Source organism: Holdemanella biformis DSM 3989 (genome assembly GCF_000156655.1).
Taxonomy (GTDB): domain Bacteria; phylum Bacillota_I; class Bacilli_A; order Erysipelotrichales; family Erysipelotrichaceae; genus Holdemanella; species Holdemanella biformis.
This window is the reverse complement of record NZ_DS996846.1, coordinates 148,398-166,911: the sequence shown is the minus strand read 5'-3', so window position 1 is coordinate 166,911 and position 18,514 is coordinate 148,398. Positions and strand designations below refer to the sequence as shown.

General features: G+C 33.8%; 22 protein-coding genes. All 22 read left to right on the top strand.

What is annotated here, in order from left to right; all coding sequences use genetic code 11:
* The first annotated feature begins 81 nt into the window (after nucleotides 1–81).
* The 22 genes from EUBIFOR_RS09960 to rseP all read left to right on the top strand — a co-directional run bounded on the left by EUBIFOR_RS09960 (nucleotide 82) and on the right by rseP (nucleotide 18,483).
* Nucleotides 82–1,014 carry a glycosyltransferase family 2 protein gene (locus tag EUBIFOR_RS09960; RefSeq protein WP_003865922.1) on the top strand — a complete coding sequence of 311 codons (933 nt, stop codon included), beginning with the start codon at nucleotides 82–84 and terminating at the stop codon, nucleotides 1,012–1,014.
* Complete coding sequence (locus tag EUBIFOR_RS09955; RefSeq protein ID WP_003865921.1) at nucleotides 999–1,502, top strand: GNAT family N-acetyltransferase; 504 nt, start codon at nucleotides 999–1,001, stop codon at nucleotides 1,500–1,502. Before EUBIFOR_RS09960 ends, EUBIFOR_RS09955 begins: the two co-directional genes overlap by 16 nt.
* Before the next feature lie 33 nt (nucleotides 1,503–1,535).
* Nucleotides 1,536–2,954, top strand: a complete 1,419-nt coding sequence (ffh, locus tag EUBIFOR_RS09950) for a signal recognition particle protein (RefSeq protein ID WP_003865920.1) — start codon at nucleotides 1,536–1,538, stop codon at nucleotides 2,952–2,954.
* Between the two features lie 96 nt (nucleotides 2,955–3,050).
* Complete coding sequence (gene rpsP / locus EUBIFOR_RS09945; protein ID WP_003865919.1) at nucleotides 3,051–3,320, top strand: 30S ribosomal protein S16; 270 nt, start codon at nucleotides 3,051–3,053, stop codon at nucleotides 3,318–3,320.
* On the top strand, nucleotides 3,320–3,568 hold the full coding sequence (locus EUBIFOR_RS09940; protein WP_003865918.1) for a KH domain-containing protein: 249 nt from the start codon (nucleotides 3,320–3,322) through the stop codon (nucleotides 3,566–3,568). The genes rpsP and EUBIFOR_RS09940 overlap by 1 nt, the downstream gene beginning before the upstream one ends.
* A 37-nt stretch (nucleotides 3,569–3,605) precedes the next feature.
* Nucleotides 3,606–4,094 carry a ribosome maturation factor RimM gene (gene rimM, locus EUBIFOR_RS09935; protein WP_003865917.1) on the top strand — a complete coding sequence of 163 codons (489 nt, stop codon included), beginning with the start codon at nucleotides 3,606–3,608 and terminating at the stop codon, nucleotides 4,092–4,094.
* Nucleotides 4,091–4,813 carry a tRNA (guanosine(37)-N1)-methyltransferase TrmD gene (gene trmD / locus EUBIFOR_RS09930; protein WP_003865916.1) on the top strand — a complete coding sequence of 241 codons (723 nt, stop codon included), beginning with the start codon at nucleotides 4,091–4,093 and terminating at the stop codon, nucleotides 4,811–4,813. Before rimM ends, trmD begins: the two co-directional genes overlap by 4 nt.
* A 118-nt stretch (nucleotides 4,814–4,931) precedes the next feature.
* Complete coding sequence (gene rplS, locus EUBIFOR_RS09925; protein WP_003865915.1) at nucleotides 4,932–5,279, top strand: 50S ribosomal protein L19; 348 nt, start codon at nucleotides 4,932–4,934, stop codon at nucleotides 5,277–5,279.
* Nucleotides 5,280–5,361: 82 nt separating this feature from the next.
* Nucleotides 5,362–5,991 (top strand): signal peptidase I, encoded by a 630-nt coding sequence (lepB, locus tag EUBIFOR_RS09920; RefSeq protein WP_003865914.1) that lies wholly within the window; start codon nucleotides 5,362–5,364, stop codon nucleotides 5,989–5,991.
* Nucleotides 5,991–6,836 carry a ribosome biogenesis GTPase YlqF gene (ylqF, locus tag EUBIFOR_RS09915; RefSeq protein ID WP_003865913.1) on the top strand — a complete coding sequence of 282 codons (846 nt, stop codon included), beginning with the start codon at nucleotides 5,991–5,993 and terminating at the stop codon, nucleotides 6,834–6,836. Before lepB ends, ylqF begins: the two co-directional genes overlap by 1 nt.
* Entirely contained in the window at nucleotides 6,829–7,437 is a 609-nt protein-coding gene (locus EUBIFOR_RS09910; protein ID WP_003865912.1) for a ribonuclease HII, read from the top strand. Before ylqF ends, EUBIFOR_RS09910 begins: the two co-directional genes overlap by 8 nt.
* Before the next feature lie 42 nt (nucleotides 7,438–7,479).
* A complete protein-coding gene (gene dprA / locus EUBIFOR_RS09905) occupies nucleotides 7,480–8,211 on the top strand; it encodes a DNA-processing protein DprA (protein ID WP_003865911.1) in 732 nt (243 codons plus the stop codon).
* A gap of 55 nt (nucleotides 8,212–8,266) precedes the next feature.
* Nucleotides 8,267–10,399, top strand: coding sequence for a type I DNA topoisomerase (gene topA / locus EUBIFOR_RS09900; protein ID WP_003865910.1), 2,133 nt, complete (start codon nucleotides 8,267–8,269; stop codon nucleotides 10,397–10,399).
* Complete coding sequence (gene trmFO / locus EUBIFOR_RS09895) at nucleotides 10,399–11,697, top strand: methylenetetrahydrofolate--tRNA-(uracil(54)-C(5))-methyltransferase (FADH(2)-oxidizing) TrmFO (RefSeq protein WP_003865909.1); 1,299 nt, start codon at nucleotides 10,399–10,401, stop codon at nucleotides 11,695–11,697. The genes topA and trmFO overlap by 1 nt, the downstream gene beginning before the upstream one ends.
* On the top strand, nucleotides 11,690–12,565 hold the full coding sequence (gene xerA / locus EUBIFOR_RS09890; RefSeq protein WP_003865908.1) for a site-specific tyrosine recombinase/integron integrase: 876 nt from the start codon (nucleotides 11,690–11,692) through the stop codon (nucleotides 12,563–12,565). The genes trmFO and xerA overlap by 8 nt, the downstream gene beginning before the upstream one ends.
* A 144-nt stretch (nucleotides 12,566–12,709) precedes the next feature.
* Entirely contained in the window at nucleotides 12,710–13,615 is a 906-nt protein-coding gene (rpsB, locus tag EUBIFOR_RS09885; protein WP_040466456.1) for a 30S ribosomal protein S2, read from the top strand.
* Between the two features lie 24 nt (nucleotides 13,616–13,639).
* Nucleotides 13,640–14,530, top strand: a complete 891-nt coding sequence (gene tsf / locus EUBIFOR_RS09880; RefSeq protein WP_003865906.1) for a translation elongation factor Ts — start codon at nucleotides 13,640–13,642, stop codon at nucleotides 14,528–14,530.
* Nucleotides 14,531–14,633: 103 nt separating this feature from the next.
* Nucleotides 14,634–15,344: a UMP kinase gene (gene pyrH, locus EUBIFOR_RS09875; RefSeq protein WP_003865905.1), complete on the top strand. Its 711-nt coding sequence runs from the start codon at nucleotides 14,634–14,636 to the stop codon at nucleotides 15,342–15,344.
* Between the two features lie 11 nt (nucleotides 15,345–15,355).
* Nucleotides 15,356–15,901: a ribosome recycling factor gene (gene frr, locus EUBIFOR_RS09870; RefSeq protein ID WP_003865904.1), complete on the top strand. Its 546-nt coding sequence runs from the start codon at nucleotides 15,356–15,358 to the stop codon at nucleotides 15,899–15,901.
* Between the two features lie 40 nt (nucleotides 15,902–15,941).
* On the top strand, nucleotides 15,942–16,634 hold the full coding sequence (locus EUBIFOR_RS09865) for an isoprenyl transferase (protein WP_040466455.1): 693 nt from the start codon (nucleotides 15,942–15,944) through the stop codon (nucleotides 16,632–16,634).
* Nucleotides 16,631–17,398, top strand: coding sequence for a phosphatidate cytidylyltransferase (locus EUBIFOR_RS09860; RefSeq protein WP_003865902.1), 768 nt, complete (start codon nucleotides 16,631–16,633; stop codon nucleotides 17,396–17,398). Before EUBIFOR_RS09865 ends, EUBIFOR_RS09860 begins: the two co-directional genes overlap by 4 nt.
* An 11-nt stretch (nucleotides 17,399–17,409) precedes the next feature.
* A complete protein-coding gene (rseP, locus tag EUBIFOR_RS09855; RefSeq protein ID WP_003865901.1) occupies nucleotides 17,410–18,483 on the top strand; it encodes an RIP metalloprotease RseP in 1,074 nt (357 codons plus the stop codon).
* Nucleotides 18,484–18,514 lie beyond the last annotated feature (31 nt).

Sequence of the window (18,514 nt, the reverse complement as noted above, 5' to 3'; positions counted from 1 at the left end):
GATTTTTATTGATTATTATATGTAAATTTGATATTTTTTTATTCAAGGGATATTGTATTGTGGCATTCAAGGAGGCCGTTCATGTATAAAGTGAGTATATTGATTCCAGTATATAATGTGGAAAAATATTTATCGAAATGTCTGGAATCTATTCTTTTACAGACATACAAAAATATTGAAATTATTATTATAAATGATGGAACAACCGATTCATCTTTAGATATTGCGAATTTATATGCAAGTAAGTATGATTTCATTCATGTATATAGCTATGAAAATGCAGGTATTTCTACTACTCGAAATCGGGCATTAGAAAAGGCTACGGGTGACTACTATTTATTTGTGGATAGTGATGATTATTTAGATCCTAAAATGATAGAAAAAATGGTTGATCGAGCTATACAAACAAATAGTGACATCGTAACTTGCGGATATTGTATTGAATATAAAGGTTTATCCATACCAGTAAGTCCTATGCGAAAACAAACTATGGATTCTTTATCTGCACTAAGAGCATTGTCTCAAAATAAGGGGATTAATAATTATCCTTGGGGAAAATTATATGCGGCTTCTTGTTTTAAAAATGTTCTGTTTCCTGATGAAAAAAAAGGTTTTGAAGATACTTATACAGTGTTTAAGGCAATCTATAATGCGAATCGCATATCTATAATGCCAAATTGTTACTATCATTATGTGAAACGTCCAGGATCTTTGACCGATCATATGGATATTGTGCAGGCTTATGAAATGCGTGCAGCCTATGAGTATCAAGAGCTTTGTTTGCATCAATGGTTTCCTGAAGAAAACTTTTATTATGATATTAACTTTTATAATAGTGATATGGTAATTTTATACACTTTGATTTTTTTCTATTCGAGAAAAGATCAACCTGTTTATGTACCAGCTGTCATTGATTGGTCAAAAATTAATATATTTTATAAAATAGGATATCGTGTATGGCGATTCATCGCGTGTATTAAGTTTGGGTGGTCTTTAAAATGGCAAGAGAATTAATTCGTAAGGCAACATTAGAAGATATGCCTATATTATTAGAAATATATGATAGAGCAAGAAAATTTATGGCTTCTTGTGGAAATGTAAATCAATGGACAAATGGATATCCATCAAAAGACATATTGTCTGAAGATATCAAAAAAGGCGAAATGTATGTTTTAGAAGATGAGGATGGTATTCAGGCTAGTTTTGTATTTTACTGTGGAATTGATCCTTGTTACAACAAAATCTATGATGGTCAATGGTTAAATGATGAGCCTTATGGTGTGATTCATCGAATTGCGACTCGTGGATTAAAAAAACATATGGCCAATATCATTTTAGAATATTGTTTTTCAAAAATTGATAATATTCGTATGGATACACATACGGATAATAAACCGATGCAAAATTTTATGATTAAACATGGTTTTAAACATGTTGGTACAATTTATTTAAAAAATGGGCAAAGTCGTCTGGCATTCCATTGTAATTTAAATGAAAATTAGGTAAACTTAAAGAGTTTAGGGAGATTATTATTTATGGCATTTGAATCATTAAGTGAACGCTTAAATAAAGCATTTAAAAATATTTCAGGACAAGGGAAACTGACTGAAAAAAATATGAATGACATGTTAAAAGAAGTGCGCATGTCATTATTGGAAGCTGACGTTAATTACGATGTAGTTAAGAGCTTTGTTGAAAATGTAAAAGAAAAAGCACTTGGACAAGAGGTCTTGGATTCATTAAATCCTGGTCAAATGGTTGTCAAAATTGTTCATGATGAATTACAAGTATTATTAGGTGAAGAAGATGCTCGTATTCACTTTAAGAAGCAAGGTATGACAATGGTTATGATGGTTGGTCTACAGGGTACTGGTAAAACGACTGCAAGTGCAAAAATTGCCAATTACTGTAAAAATAAATTAGCTCGTCGTGTTTTATTGGTTGCGTGTGATGTTGTTCGTCCAGCCGCAATCGAACAGTTACAAACTCTTGGAAAGAGTATTGATGTAGAAGTATTTACATGTGGACCAGAAACATCAGCTGTTGAAACGGCTAAACAAGCATTGACATATGCGAAAGATCGTCAAAAAGATTTAGTAATCTTTGATACGGCTGGTCGTTTACATATTGATGAAGCATTGATGCATGAGCTTCAACAAATGAAAGAACTTGTTGTTCCAGATGAAATCTTATTAACTGTGGATGCGATGACAGGTCAAGATATTGTTACAGTTGCCAAAGAATTTAATGAACAATTATCAGTAACTGGTTTGATTGTTACAAAAATGGATGGCGATGCACGTGGTGGTGGATTGTTATCAGTTCGATCTATCACAAATGTACCAGTATTGTTTGTATCCAATGGTGAAAAAGTGGATGATTTAGAAGAGTTCCACCCAGATCGTATGGCTGATCGTATATTGGGAATGGGAGACATTGTCACTTTAGTTGAACAAGCTCAAGATAAATTGGATATTGAAGTTCAGAAAAAAACAGCTGAACGAATGAAACAAGGTGTTTTTACATTCAATGATTTATTAGCACAGTTAGGCCAAGTTTCTAAAATGGGATCTATGCAGAAAATGATGAATATGATTCCAGGTATTAATAAGGTAGCTAAAAATTTAGATGATGAAAAAATGAATTCACAAATGAAAAAGAGTGAAGCCATTATTTTATCTATGACGGAGTATGAACGTGAAAATCCATCCTGTTTAAAAGCATCAAGAAAAAATCGTATTGCCAAGGGTGCAGGTGTGAAAGTCATGGATGTCAATCGTTTGATTAATCAATTAGAACAAATGCAGATGATGACTAAGATGATGAGTGGTAAGGTAAAACTTCCAGATATGGCTGGATTGCAGAATATGCAACGTGGCGGTGGAATGCCAGGTATGTCAAAGCATACTGGTAGTAAGAAACAGAAGGCTAAAAAGAAAAAGAAGAAAAAATAAAAAATATAAGGTGTAAAGTAAAAATACTTGACACCTTATATTATTCATGTTATTCTTTATGAGCTTTAATAAATTAGAAAAGGTAGGAATTTAAATATGGTTAAATTACGTTTAAAAAGAATGGGTAAAAAGGGTGCTCCTTTCTACCGTATAGTTGCAGCTGATTCACGTAGTCCTCGTGATGGTCGTTTCATCGAACAAATTGGTACATACAACCCAAGTAAAGTTGAAAACAAAGTTACTTTAGACAAAGAATTAACAAAGAAATGGTTAAGCAATGGTGCACAACCAACTGATACAGTTCGTTCAATTTTATCACACGAAGGTGTTTTAAAAGAAATGCACGAAGCTAAAAGTTCAAAATAATGATCGATTTAGAAAAAACATTATTAGACATTTGTTTACCACTTGTAGATGATCAAAAAGCATTATCTGTAAAAACAATGGCAACTACAAATGAAAATGAAATTTTATTGTATGTATATGCCAATAGTGAAGATGTTGCCCGTTTAATTGGTCGCAAAGGAATTATGGCTAGCAGTATTCGTCAGATGATGTCTATTGCGGCACGCGATGTACACAAAAGAATTTCAGTAAAATTTGAAGCGTATTAGGATGTGATTTCACATCCTGATTTTTTTAGGAGGATATATGATAAAAGTAGCTCAAATCATCAATACTCATGGACTTAAGGGTGAATGTAAATTATATCTTGTGACAGATGATCCCCAACATCGTTTTGAAAAAGGAAGAGTCTTACATTTAGAAGATGGTCGTACTTTAACTGTAGTGCGCTATCGCGAACAAAAAGGTTTTGGATATTGTTATTTTGAAGGAATTGATTCCATTGAAAAAGCAGAACAATTAAAGACAAAGAATCTATTCATCGCTCAAGATGATTTACCAGAACTTGAAGAAGGTCAATATTATTATCATGAATTGATGAATTGTACTGTATATAATGAGAAAAAAGAAAATCTTGGTGAAGTTGTAGATATATTAGAAACAGGTGCCAATTTAGTACTTCGTGTAAAATCAAAAAATACAAGTTTTTTATTACCTTTTGTACCAGCATTTATTGTAGATGTAAATAAAGATACGCATGAAATCATAATTCGTGAAATGGATGGTTTACGATGAAAATATCAGTATTAACATTATTCCCAGAATATTTTGAACCATTAATGACGACAAGTATTCTTAAGCGTGCCAAAGAAAAAGATTTGTTTGAATTTGAAACGATTGATTTTCGAAAGTTTACAAAAGAAAAACATGGTCATGTAGATGACACGCCTTATGGTGGTGGGGCTGGAATGGTTTTGATGTGCCAACCAATATTAGATGCATTAGAATCGATTCGTACAGAAAATAGTACAGTCATCTTATTAACACCTCAAGGCAAAACGTTTAATCAACAAATCGCAAAAGAATTATCCTTAAAGGAACATTTAATTTTTATATGTGGACATTATGAAGGCTTTGATGAAAGAATTCGTGATTATGTGGATATTCAAATGTCTTTAGGTGACTTTGTCTTAACCGGTGGAGAAAGTGCCTGTATGGTTATGTGTGATTGTATATTACGTATCTTACCTGGTGTTATTAGGCAGGATTCAAGTGATGATGATTCATTTTCAAATGGGCTTTTAGAATATCCACAATATACTCGTCCTGAAGTATATAATGGAAAAAGAGTTCCTGATGTGTTATTGAGTGGTCATCATGCGAATATTAAAAAATATCGCCATGAAGAATCTTTGAAACGAACTGCCTTATATCGTCCGGATTTATTAGAAAATTTAGAATTAGATAAAGAAGATCAAAAAGTAGTTGATACCGTGTTAAAAAACAAAAATTAATCTTGCGTAAAATGGGTTGACATGATAATATAAATAGGCGTTTACGCATAGGTAGTTCCGCTGGCACATTGTGTGAATGAACTGATAACCAAATATTAGAAGAAAAGGAGAAAAGAAAATGAACTTAGCATTAGTTAATGAAGTAACAAAATCACAATTAAAAACTGACATTCCAGCATTCCGTTCTGGTAGTACTGTTCGTGTTCACGTTAAAATCAAAGAAGGTGACAAGAGCCGTATCCAGGTATTCGAAGGTGTTGTAATTGAACGTGCAGGTGGAGGAATCTCTGAAACATTTACTGTTCGTAAGATTTCTAACCAAATTGGTGTTGAACGTAAATTCCCTTTACACTCACCAATCATTGACCACATTGAAGTAGTTCGTCACGGTAAAGTACGTCGTAACAAATTATCTTACTTACGTAACCGTTCAGGTAAAGCTGCTCGTCTTAAAGAAGTTCGTTAATTGTTTAAAAAAGTCTGATTTTCAGGCTTTTTTTTCTAAATAGATTTATAATAGACTTATACAATTAGGGGGATAGAAAATTATGAAGAAAGCTAAAAAAAGTGAGTTAAGATATAACGAGGATGATGAACGTACATTACTCGAAGATATACTAGGGTTTATAAAAGTTTTTGTAGTAAGTGCTATCGTCATTTTATTATTTGTGAACTTTGTAGCACACCCAGTACGTGTTGATGGAAGAAGTATGTATCCAACATTAAAAGATGGAGAATTTGGCTTTACCAATGTTGGAGGTGTACTCTTAAATGGTGTCAAACGAGGTGATATCGTTGTCGTAACTATGGAAGAAAAAGGACAAAAAACACATTGGGTAAAACGTGTTATTGGTATGCCAGGAGATACTATAAGTTGCGTAAATGATATCGTATTTATTAATGGAAAAGTATTGGATGAGACGCAATATATTGATCCAGATTATCGCCAGTCATGTGTAGATCAATTCGGCTACTTCAACAAGGTACCAAATGCAGATAATTCGGATGTTCAAGATTTTGAAGAAGTGAAACTAGGGGATGATGAATACTATGTGATGGGAGATAATAGACCCTATTCTAAAGATTCTAGATATGTAGGTCCTGTTAAAAAATCACAATTATTCGCAAAGAAAATGTTAGTCTTATTACCAATTTCAGATATAGGAGTGAAAGATTAGTGGCAAATGTACAATGGTTTCCAGGTCATATGACCAAAGCCAAAAGGCAAATGGAAGAAAATTTAAAAAAGGTAGATTTTGTGATTGAGATTCGTGATGCAAGAATGCCAGATGCCAGCAAGAATCCAATGTTGGATCAATTGATTCAAAATAAGCCAAGATTGATTCTTTTATCGAAGAAAGATAAGGCAGATAAAGAACTTACGAAACAATGGGTAAATGCCTTAGAAACAGAGAATCAAAAAGTGTTAGCGTTGGATTTTATTCATGAAAATTTCTCAAAACAATTGATTAAGGCATCAAATGAATTATGTATAAATTTAATTGAAAAACAGAAACGTAGAGGAATGAAACCTAGAGCATTACGAGCTATGGTATGTGGAATACCAAATGTTGGCAAAAGCACATTTATCAATACGTTTGCGAAAAGAAAGGCAGCTCAAACAGGAGATCGTCCAGGCGTGACAAAAAGTCTTCAATGGATCAAAGTAGGACAAACTCTAGAATTACTAGATACACCAGGAGTTTTGTGGCCTAAATTTGAGGATCAACAAGTAGGCTTGAAATTAGCCTTATTAGGTTCTATAAAAGATCAAGTTGTAAATATGGATGATTTAGCTTTATTTGCCTGTGAATATTTAATGAGCGAAAAACCAGAAATCTTTGATAGTGTATATCATGTAGAAATTGCGAATACACCTTATGAAACATTACAGAATATTGCCATAAAACGTGGTTATTTATTAAAGGGTGAAATCGATGAGAATCGTTTGATGTTAAGTTTTGTCAAAGATATTCGAGAAAATAAATGTGGCTTGATTACTTGGGAGAAACCACATGCTTGATAGACCTTTAGAACATGATTATTGGGATCAAAATCAAAGCGTATTAGGAATGGATGAAGCAGGACGAGGACCTATTGCCGGTCCATTGATGGTTGCTGGTGTAATTTTTCCTAAGGGATATCATAATGAGTTGATTGATGATTCTAAGAAGTTGAGTGAAAAAAAGCGTGAAGCGTTGTTTAAAACAATTATTCAAGATGCTTTGTATTATCAAATTTTAGTTGTGGATGAAAAGACAATCGACAAAAAGAATATCTATCGTGCCACACAAGAAGCGATGATGGAAATCGCAAATAAGGCACAATGTGATTTTGTGTTAAGTGATGCGATGCCATTACCTGATATTGATAAACCTTTTCAAGCTATCGTAAAGGGAGATCAAAAATCATTATCCATTGCGGCTGCAAGTATTTTAGCAAAAGTAACCAGAGATCGTTGGATGAAAAAACTAGATGAAATGTATCCACAGTATGGTTTAGCCAAACATAAAGGGTATCCTACAAAGGCACATATTGAAGCATTAAATCAATATGGACTTCAAGATTTCTATCGTAGAAGCTATGGACCTGTAAAAAAACTTGAAGAAATTAGACTTTTTTAGACTTTCTTTAGAAAAAGTCTATTTTTTTTCGTATAAGAGTATATGAAAATAAACAGGGAAGCTATTTTATGGTATGCCATCCAATATGATGGGGATTGGAAGAAAATTGGTAATGCCATAAAGGCACATGAAAACTATTCCATCATTCATTATCCATATGCGTATATTACAATTATGGATGATGCATATCCAGATGCATTTAAAAGACTTCGCTATCCACCATGGATTATTTTTTATCAAGGAGATATTAATTTATTAAAAGAAAAAGGCGTGGGTATTGTTGGAGCAAGAAATTGTTCAACGCAAGCTTTACAGAATACGGATAGAATTGTACAAAGACTACAATCCAAGTATGTAATCGTATCCGGTCTTGCCAAAGGAATTGATGCTAGAGCACATTATAATGCGACAAAAACAATTGGTGTACTTGGCTGCGGTATTAATGTGATTTATCCTAAGGAAAACACATATTTATTTGAAAGGATGAAAAATAATGGATTGATCATTAGTGAATATCCAATGCACGTCAAACCTTTGGCGTATCACTTTCCATGGCGCAATCGTTTAATTGCCGCATTAAGTGATAGTTTAGTGGTGATAGAAGCAGCCTATAAAAGTGGTACGATGATTACGGTAAATGAATGCTTAGAATTAAGTGTACCAATCTATTGTGTACCAACTGCTTTTCAAGATGAAAAACATCAAGGGTGTAATTATCTTATTAGTAATGGTGCCAATATTTTGGTGGATATTAAAGATGTTGATGATATCTAGGATTGACAAAATGAAATTTTTAATGTTTTATATAGCGTGAATATGGGGTAATAAAATGAAAAAACATTTAGTTATAGTGGAATCGCCTTCAAAATCGAAGACGATTGAGAAATATTTAGGAAAAGATTACAGAGTCGTTTCCAGCAAAGGCCATGTGTGTGATTTGGCGACAAGTGGAAAAGAAGGCTTAGGAATTGATGTAGAAAATGATTTTGAACCTAAATATAAAATTAGTAAAGAAAAAAAAGAAGTAGTAAAAGAATTAAAAGAATATGCTTCTAAGGCAAAAGATATCTATCTTGCGAGTGACCCGGACCGTGAAGGAGAAGCAATTGCCTGGCATTTAGCTCGTGTTTTGAATTTAAATATTGAAGACAACAATCGTATTGTATTCCATGAAATCACAAAACCAGCTATTCTTGAAGCGATGAAAGAACCAAGACAAATTGATATGGACCTTGTGAAATCACAAGAAACACGTCGTATGTTAGATCGAATTATTGGATTTAAATTAAGTAAACTATTACAGAATAAGATTCAGTCTAAATCAGCAGGTCGTGTGCAATCCGTGGCATTGAAGTTGATTGTGGATCGTGAAAATGAAATCAAAGCATTTAAACAAGAAGAATATTGGACAATTCATGCACAATGTAAAAAGCAAAATAAAGCTTTTGAAACTGATTTAGTTAAAGTAGAAGGTAAAAAGCCAAAAATCAAAAATGAAGAAGAGGCTAAGGCGTTATTAGAAAAATGTAATGGGGAGTATGTTGTTTCATCGATTTCTAAAAAACAAAAGAAAAAACAACCCAAACTTCCATTTACAACATCTACTATGCAACAGGAAGCTAGTACAAAATTAGGTTTTGGTGCAAAGAAAACAATGAGCGTTGCTCAAAAAATGTATGAAGGTATTGATCTTGGCGGAAATATGGAAGGTTTGATTACATATATGCGTTCGGATTCAACGCGTTTATCTGATATCTTTGTTTCAGATGCCAAAGAATTTATCGCAAATACATATGGTAAAGAATATGTTGGTCATGTTCATCAAAAAAATGGTAAGAATACGCAAGATGCACACGAAGCAATCCGTCCAACGAATATCAATCGTACGCCAGAATCTATCAAAGACCATTTAACGAATGATCAATATCGTTTGTATTCATTGATTTATGCTCGTACTCTGGCATCTTTAATGAAAGATGCAGTTTATGATGTAACAAGTATCAAAATCACAAACAATGATTTGGAATTTAGTGCAAGTGGACAAACAATGACTTTTGATGGTTATTATAAAGTCTATTCAAAATATGAAAAACAAAGTGATGCATTGTTTCCGACATTAGAGGAAAATGAAGTCTTAAAAAATGTAACACCAATTTCGAAACAGCACTTTACAGAACCACCAGCACGATATACAGAAGCAAAATTGATTAAGGATCTAGAGGAAAAATCCATTGGTAGACCAAGTACATATGCGACAATCATTGATACTTTACAAAAACGTGGGTATGCATCTTTGGATAAGGCGAGTGAAACTTCAAAGACAAAAGTATTTTTCCCTAGTGAACAAGGTATTTTGACAAATGAAAAGCTACAACAATATTTTTCAAGTGTAATCAATGTTGAATATACAGCCGATATGGAAAAAACATTAGATGAAATCGCAGAAGGCAACGAAGATTCTATATCTTATATGCATAAGTTCTATGATAAATTTGCACCACTAGTCGAAGATGCTTATGAAAAAATGCCGAAAAAAGAATTGGAACGTGTAGGACGTACATGTCCTGAATGTGGTGGCGAACTTGTGTATCGTAATGGACGTTTTGGTAAGTTTATTTCATGCATCAACTTCCCAACATGTCGCTACACAGAAAATAATGAAGATCAACTTCCAGAAGAGGCAAAAGAAGAAAAGATTTGTCCAAACTGCGGAGCTAAAATGGTTATTAAAAAAGGTCGTTATGGTCAATTCTGGGCATGTTCGAATTATCCGGAATGTAAGACAATTGAATCTTTAAAAAAGAAAGCTAAACCTGAACCAACAGGTGAGATGTGTCCAGAATGTGGGCATGAGCTTGTAAGAAGAAAATCGCGTTTTGGCACAACTTTTATTGGTTGTTCAAATTATCCAAAATGCCATTATATAAAAAAGGAACCTAAGAAAAAAGAGGAAGAAAAATAATGGAAAGAGTTACAGTTATAGGAGCAGGGCTTGCCGGATGTGAGGCAACTTGGCAGCTTATAAAAAGAAACATTCCCGTTCGATTAGTTGAAATGCGTCCTAAAAAGGAAAGTCCAGCCTTTCATACGGATCGTTTTGCAGAACTTGTATGTTCAAATTCACTTCGTTCAAATGCGATGAATAATGCAGTAGGTATATTAAAAGAAGAACTTCGTCAGATGGATTCTTTAATTATGAAATCTGCCGATATGCATGCAGTACCTGCAGGAAGTGCATTAGCGGTTGATCGAGAAACGTTTTCTCAATATATAACAGATACAATTAAAAATCATCCGTTAGTCGAAGTGGTGAATGAAGAAATGACAAGTTTACCTGAAGGACCATGTATTATTGCTACTGGACCTTTGACAAGTGACACTTTAGCTAAGGCTATTCATGATTTTACGGCAGAAGATACATTTCATTTTTATGATGCTGCAGCACCAATTATTGAAAAGGATTCTATTGATTTTAGTAAAGCCTATTATAAATCTCGTTATGACAAAGGAGAAGCAAGCTACATTAATTGTCCAATGAATGCAGATGAATTTGAAGTATTTTATGATGCCTTGATTCATGCAGAATGTGTGAATTTGCATGATTTTGAAAAAGAAACTTATTTTGAAGGATGTATGCCAATTGAAGAAATGGCTCGACGTGGAAAAAAGACGATGTTGTTTGGTCCGTTAAAACCAGTTGGACTTGAAAAAGATAAGGATTCTCATCCTGTAGCTGTTGTTCAATTGCGCCAAGATAATGTGGCTGCCAGTATGTATAATATTGTTGGTTTTCAAACACATTTAACTTGGCCTGAACAAAGAAGAGTGTTTGCCTTGATTCCTGGATTAGAAAATTTAAAGATTACTCGTTATGGTGTTATGCATCGAAATTCATACTTATCAAGTCCAGTTGTTTTAAAAGAAACATATCAATCTAAAAAACGCGATGATCTTTTCTTTGCAGGACAATTGACAGGGGTTGAAGGGTATGTTGAATCTTGCGCATCTGGATTGATTGCCGGAATTAATATGGCATTATATATGCAAGGTAAAGAGCCTATTTGTTTTGGGAATACATGCGTTATGGGCTCACAAGCCAATTACATTACGCATTGTGATGCAAAACATTTTCAGCCGATGAATGCAAACTTTGGTATTATGCACTTAAATGAAAAATGCAAGAAGCATGAGCGTAAAGAAAAATTTGCTTCTCAAGCATTAGCTCGTATTGCACAAATCAAGGATGAAGTCGATGGATGAATTGATTGAGCGGTTTTTAAAATATATTTATCGTAAAAATACCCAATCTGAAAAAACGATCGAATCATACAAAAATGATTTAAACCAATTTAAAGAATATTTAACAAGTCAATCTATTGATTCATTTGAATCTTGCGATAGATTGACTTTTATGAATTTTCTAGCTACGTTAGATCATCTAAAAGCAAGCTCAATAGCTCGTAAAATGAGTGTGTATCGTTCGTTTTATACATATTTGGCTGAATATATGGGGATTATTGAAAATCCATTGATAGGGATTCAAACACCAAAAAAATCCAAACAAATACCAGATTTTTTGTTTGTAGAAGAGATTCAGGAATTTTTGAATTCTTACAATGATGAAAAGGATGATGAATATCGCGATCGTATATTATTTACAATCATGTATGCATGTGGATTACGTGTCAGTGAATGTGTGAATCTAGAATGGAAACAAATTGATTTAAATAATCGCATTGTGCATATCCGTGGTAAAGGGGATAAAGATCGTATTGTGCCTTTTTATCAAGGCTTTGAAAAAGAATTATTAGAGTATAAAAGTAAGTTTTGGACAAAATACGCAATAGACGATCATGTATTTGTAAATCTAAAAGGAAAATCGCTTTCTTCAAGAGGCGTTCAATATTTAATGGATAAACACGCAACAAAAATTGGCATGCATATGAAATTACATCCTCATATGCTTAGACATAGTTTTGCGACACATTTATTGGATAATGGAGCGGACATACGTGTTGTTCAAGAATTACTAGGCCATTCATCTTTATCGACAACGCAAATTTATACGCATGTCACGACTGCACAGTTAGTGAAGGCTTATAAAAAAGCGCATCCTTTTGAAAAATAACATCTTGCAAGTTAAAAAGGATATTGCTATAATGTAAAAGCGCGTGATTGCGCTTATTACACACATCATGGATTCGTGTGCCCGTGCACTTAGGTGTTGCATGCGTCTGAAATGATGGAGGAGAAACGGAAAGGTAGGACTATTATGTCAATCGTATCAATGAAGAAAATGTTAGAGAACGGTGTTCACTTTGGTCACCAGACTCGCCGTTGGAACCCAAAGATGAAACCATTCATCTACACAAGTCGCAACGGGGTTTATATCGTAGATTTAAACCAAACTCAAGCACAAATCGAAGCTGCTTACAATGAATTAAAAGCTATTAGCGAACGTGGTGGAAAAGTATTGTTCGTAGGAACAAAGAAACAAGCTGCTGAAGTTGTTGAAGAACAAGCTTTACGTTCAGGATCTTTCTATGTTAACAAACGTTGGTTAGGTGGTTTATTAACAAACTTCCGTACAATCCAAAAACGTATCAAACGTTTAGTTGAAATCGAAGAAATGGAAGCTAGCGGAAAAATCGAAGTTTATACTAAGAAAGAACAAGCTAACTTACGTAAAGAAAAAGCTAAATTGGAAGGTTCTTTAGGTGGAATCAAAGAAATGAAGAAACTTCCAGATGCATTAGTTGTTATCGATCCAAAAGAAGAACACAATGCTATCGCTGAAGCTAAAAAATTAGGAATCCCTGTATTCGCTATGTTAGATACAAACTGTGATCCAGAAGATGCTGATTTCGCAATCGCTTCTAATGATGATGCAGTTCGCTCAATTAAATTAGTTACAACAATCTTAGCTGATGCTATCGTTGATGCTAAGGGTGGTCTTTTAGAAATGGCTTACTTAGATGAAACTGAAGATGATGTAACTATGGAAGACGTAATCAAAAATGTTGAAGCACAAATCGCTGAAAACGAACGCCGTCGTCGTCAAAGAAATGAAGAACGTAGAAAACGTAACTTCGAACGTAAAAATCGTCGTCCTTTCAACAAAAAAGGTGAAGACGTAAAACCAGCTGCTAAAGCTGAAGAAGCAAAAGCTGCTGAATAATTAAAAATATAGGAGGATGCTAAAATGGCTATCACTGCTGCTCAAGTAAAAGAATTACGTGAAAAAACAGGTGCTGGTATGATGGATTGCAAAAAAGCCTTAACTGAATGTGAAGGCGATATTGCAAAAGCTGTTGACTGGTTACGTGAAAAAGGAATCGCAAAATCTGCTAAAAAAGAAGGACGTATTGCTGCTGAAGGTTTAACTCGTGTTGCTGTTAGTGGAAACACTGCTGTATTATTCGAAGTTAACTCAGAAACAGACTTCGTAAGTAAGAATGAACAATTCTTAGGTTTGATGAACACTTTACAAGAAGCAATTCTTGCAAACAAACCTGCTTCAACTGAAGAAGCTTTGAACATCCAAACTGCTGAAGGAACTATCAATGATTTGATCATCAACGCTACAGCTACTATCGGAGAAAAAATTTCTTTCCGTCGTGTCGCTGTTGTTGAAAAAGCAGATGATGAGATTTTCGGTTCATACATGCACATGGGTGGATCAATTTCTGCTGTTGTAGTTGTTAAAGGGACTGAAGATGCTACTGTAGCTAAAAACTTAGCAATGCAAGTTGCTAGTATGGCTCCAAAATATGTATCTCAAGCTGAAGTACCAAGTGAAGAAGTTGAACACGAACGTGAACTTCAATTACAAATGATGAAGGCTGATCCTAACATGGCTAGCAAGCCAGAAAAAGTATTGGTAGGAATCTTAAAAGGAAAAGTTGACAAACACTTTAAAGACCAATGCTTATTAGATCAAGAATATTTCTTAGAACCAAAAACTAAGGTTTCTCAATTCTTGAAAGACAACAAAGCTGAAGTAGTAACTTTCGTACGTTTCCAAACTGGTGAAGGTATCGAAAAACGCGAAGAAAATTTTGCTGAAGAAGTTGCTGCTCAAATGGCTAAGTAATTTAACTTTTACTTCTAACCCTTGGAAATTCCAAGGGTTTTTCTTTTTCTTTAATGAAAGATAGTGTATAATTGTTATGATAATTCAATAAGGAGCAATATTTATGTATAAACGTGTTTTATTAAAATTAAGTGGTGAAGCATTATCTAGTCCTGAAGCTGCTTTTGATCCAGAAATCTTAAAGAGATTAGCAAAAGAATTAAAAGAAGTTCAAAAATTGGGAGTAGAACTTGCAATCGTTGTCGGTGGTGGCAACTTCATTCGTGGCAAAATGATGGCTGAAATGGGAATGAATCGTGCTCAAGCTGATTATATGGGTATGTTAGGTACAGTAATCAATGCATTAGCAGTTCAAAATGCTTTAGAACAAGAAGGTGTGCAAACACGTGTTCAAACAGCTGTTGAAATGCAAAAAGTTGCTGAACCATTCATTTTAAGACGTGCATTGCGTCACTTAGAAAAAGGAAGAATCGTTATTTTTGGAGCTGGAACAGGTTCTCCATACTTCTCAACAGATACAACCGCTGCATTACGTGCTTCTGAAATTAATGCAGATGTTATCTTAATGGCAAAAAATGGTGTTGATGGTGTATATGATTCGGATCCTAAAAAGAATCCAAACGCGAAAAAATATGATACACTAAATTATATGGACGTACTAAATGAAGGTTTACAAGTCATGGATTCAACAGCTATTAGTATGTGTATGGATAATGATATTGATTTAGTTGTATTCAATATGAATGAACCAGGAAATATTGTTAAGGCTGTTCGCCGTGAAGTAAATGGTACTACAATCACTAAAAAGAAATAAGGAGAAATAACATGAGTGATATTTTATTAAATGCAGAAGAAAAAATGATGGGGGCAATTGATAACTTAGAATCAAACCTACGTCAAATTCGTACAGGACGTGCTAGTGGACAAATGCTAGAACGTGTACAAGTTGAATATTATGGAGCTATGACTCCAATTAATCAGATTGCACAAATCTCAGTTGTAGAAGGAACACAATTGGTTGTTAAACCTTACGATCGTTCAATCGTCAAAGGTATTGCACATGCAATTCAAGCTGCTAACTTAGGATTAAATCCACAGGCTGAAGCAGACGTTATTCGTATTCAAGTTCCTCAATTGACAGAAGATCGTCGTAAAGAATTAGCAAAAGATGCTCAAAAATATGGTGAAGAAGCTAAAGTAGCTATTCGTAACGTACGTCGTGATGCAAATGATGCGATCAAGAAAGATAAAGAACTTCCTGAAGATGAAAAGAAACAAACATTGGAAGAATCACAAAAATTAACAGATAAATACATTAAAGATGTTGATTCAATTACTGAAACAAAGAAAAAAGAAATTTTAAATGTCTAAGTCCAAACTTGATTTGGACTTTTTTAAAAAGGAGGTTTATATGGCACCAAAAACAGTAGCTATAATCATGGATGGTAATGGTCGTTGGGCCAAACAAAGAGGCTTACCAAGAACAGCAGGACACAAAAAGGGTGCAGATACAATTCGTACTGTGGCTTTAGCTGCTCAGGATATGGGGATTCAAAAATTAATTTTATATGCTTTTTCAACAGAAAACTGGAAAAGACCCGAAGATGAAGTTTCTTATTTATGCAAGTTACCTGGCTTATTCTTTAATAAATTTATCAATGAATTAATGGAAAAGAATATTCAAGTTACATTTGCGGGGGAATTAGAAAAATTCCCAAAAGCAACACAAGATGTCATCAATAAAGCTGTAAATATGACTTCAAAGAATACTGGCTTAGAATTATGTTTAGCTATCAATTATGGTTCTCGCCGAGAAATGCTTTTGTCAATAAAAAAATATGCAGACGAAGTAGCTTCAGGTAAAAGAGAAAACGATTTAACTGAAGAAGAATTCTCTAAGTATTTATTTGTTCCAGAAGATATCGATTTGATGATTCGTACAAGCGGAGAACTACGTATTTCCAATTATTTATTATGGCAACTCGCATATGCAGAATTGATTTTTACGCCAGTCGCATGGCCAGATTTTGATGAAAAAGCATTAAAAGATTGCTTAGATGAATTTGCCTCAAGAGATCGCAGATTTGGAGGCTTAACATCATGAAACAAAGAATTATTACCGCAATAGGTATCATTCTTGTTGTTGCTTTACCTGTAGCACTTGGTGGGCTTTGGCTAGAAGCTTTGGCTTTGTTTATTGTATGTGCATCAGCTTATGAATGGATGCACATACAACCCGATTTTAAAAAATGGCCTAAATATGTTATGCCACTTTGTGCTTTAGCTGTTATATTCACAAGAATCTTACCCGATAAATACTTTTTAGTAGTCGTAACACTGATTGTGCTATTTTTGTGGAGTTTAGTTGTATTTGTTGAGAATTTCTCAATTATGGATTCCTTTGTGTGCATTTCATATGTAACAATTTTCTCACTAGTATATCATGCGGTTGGACAAATCTCAGGTGTACATCAATATTTATGGACCATTGTATTTGCTACATACGGAAGTGATACAGGAGCTTATTTTGTAGGGCGCGCTATTGGGAAACATAAAATGAATCCAAGAATCTCACCTAAAAAGAGTTGGGAAGGTTTTGTAGGAGGCATTGTATTTGGATTTATATTGAGCTTAGCCGTAAGTTTTAGTTATGTTTCAAATTTAAATCCTGTATTAAATACACTCTTATGTTTATTATGTCCAATTACTGCAGAACTTGGAGATTTGTGTTTTAGTGCTATAAAACGTCATTTTGCCGTAAAAGATTTTTCAAACCTATTACCAGGACATGGTGGGGTTTTGGATCGTGTAGACTCACTATTATTGAATATTATGTTATTTAGTGTGTTATATACAATCATTCTCTAAGGAGGATCTAGATGGATTTTGTTATTGGATTGATCGCATTTATTATCATGTTAAGTGTGATTGTCATTTTACATGAATTAGGACATTTTTTAGTCGCAAAACATTTTGGTGTTTATTGTAAAGAATTTTCGATTGGTATGGGGCCATGCCTTTATCAAAAACAAGGAAAAGAAACAGCTTTTTCAATTCGTGCCATTCCTTTTGGTGGCTATGTTATGATGGCTGGAGAAGAAGATGGATCCCAAAGTGAAGAAGATAATTGGTTAAAAGATATACCAGAAAACAGACGATTAAATGGTATAGAAAAATGGAAACAAGTCTGTATTATGATTGCAGGAATTGTGATGAATATTCTTTTGGCATGGATTATTTATATGGGAGTTGCTTTAGCACAAGGCTATGTGGTTGAAGAAGCTAAGCCTGTTGTTTATGTAGTTGAAGAAAACTCAGTTGCTCAAAAGGCAGGACCTGAAAAGGATGATCACATCATCAAAGTTTTAAGTGAAGATGGAAATAGTATTCAACCTAAAACGCAATATGAAATTTTAGAGTTTATTCAATATCATCATGATACACTGACATTAACTGTGAAAAGAGATGGTACAACATTTAAAACGACATTAACTCCATCTTATGATAAAGATATGGAAGGTTATACACTTGGCTATAAGGCGATTGCGTATGCAAAAAAAATCCCATGGTATCAATCATTATGGGTGGGTTGTCAAAATACTTGGGATAGTGCAACAACTATATTTAAATCTTTGAATATGATTATTCGTGGACAAGGACTTGAAAATTTATCGGGTCCAGTTGGCATATTAAATGTAACAAGTAAATCTGTACAATATGGATTAGATATGTATTTTAGTTTATTTGCGATGATCTCATTAAATATTGGTATCTTTAATGCACTTCCAATTCCTGCATTAGATGGTGGAAGAATTTTGATTTTACTAATTGAGAAATTGATTGGACGAAAAGTTTCTACTAAAATTGTTGAAAATATTATTTTGGCAAGTTTTGTATTATTGATGATACTCTTTATTTATGCTACATATAATGATATTGCTCGAATGTTTTAAAAAAAAGGACCTATATTTTACAATATAGGTT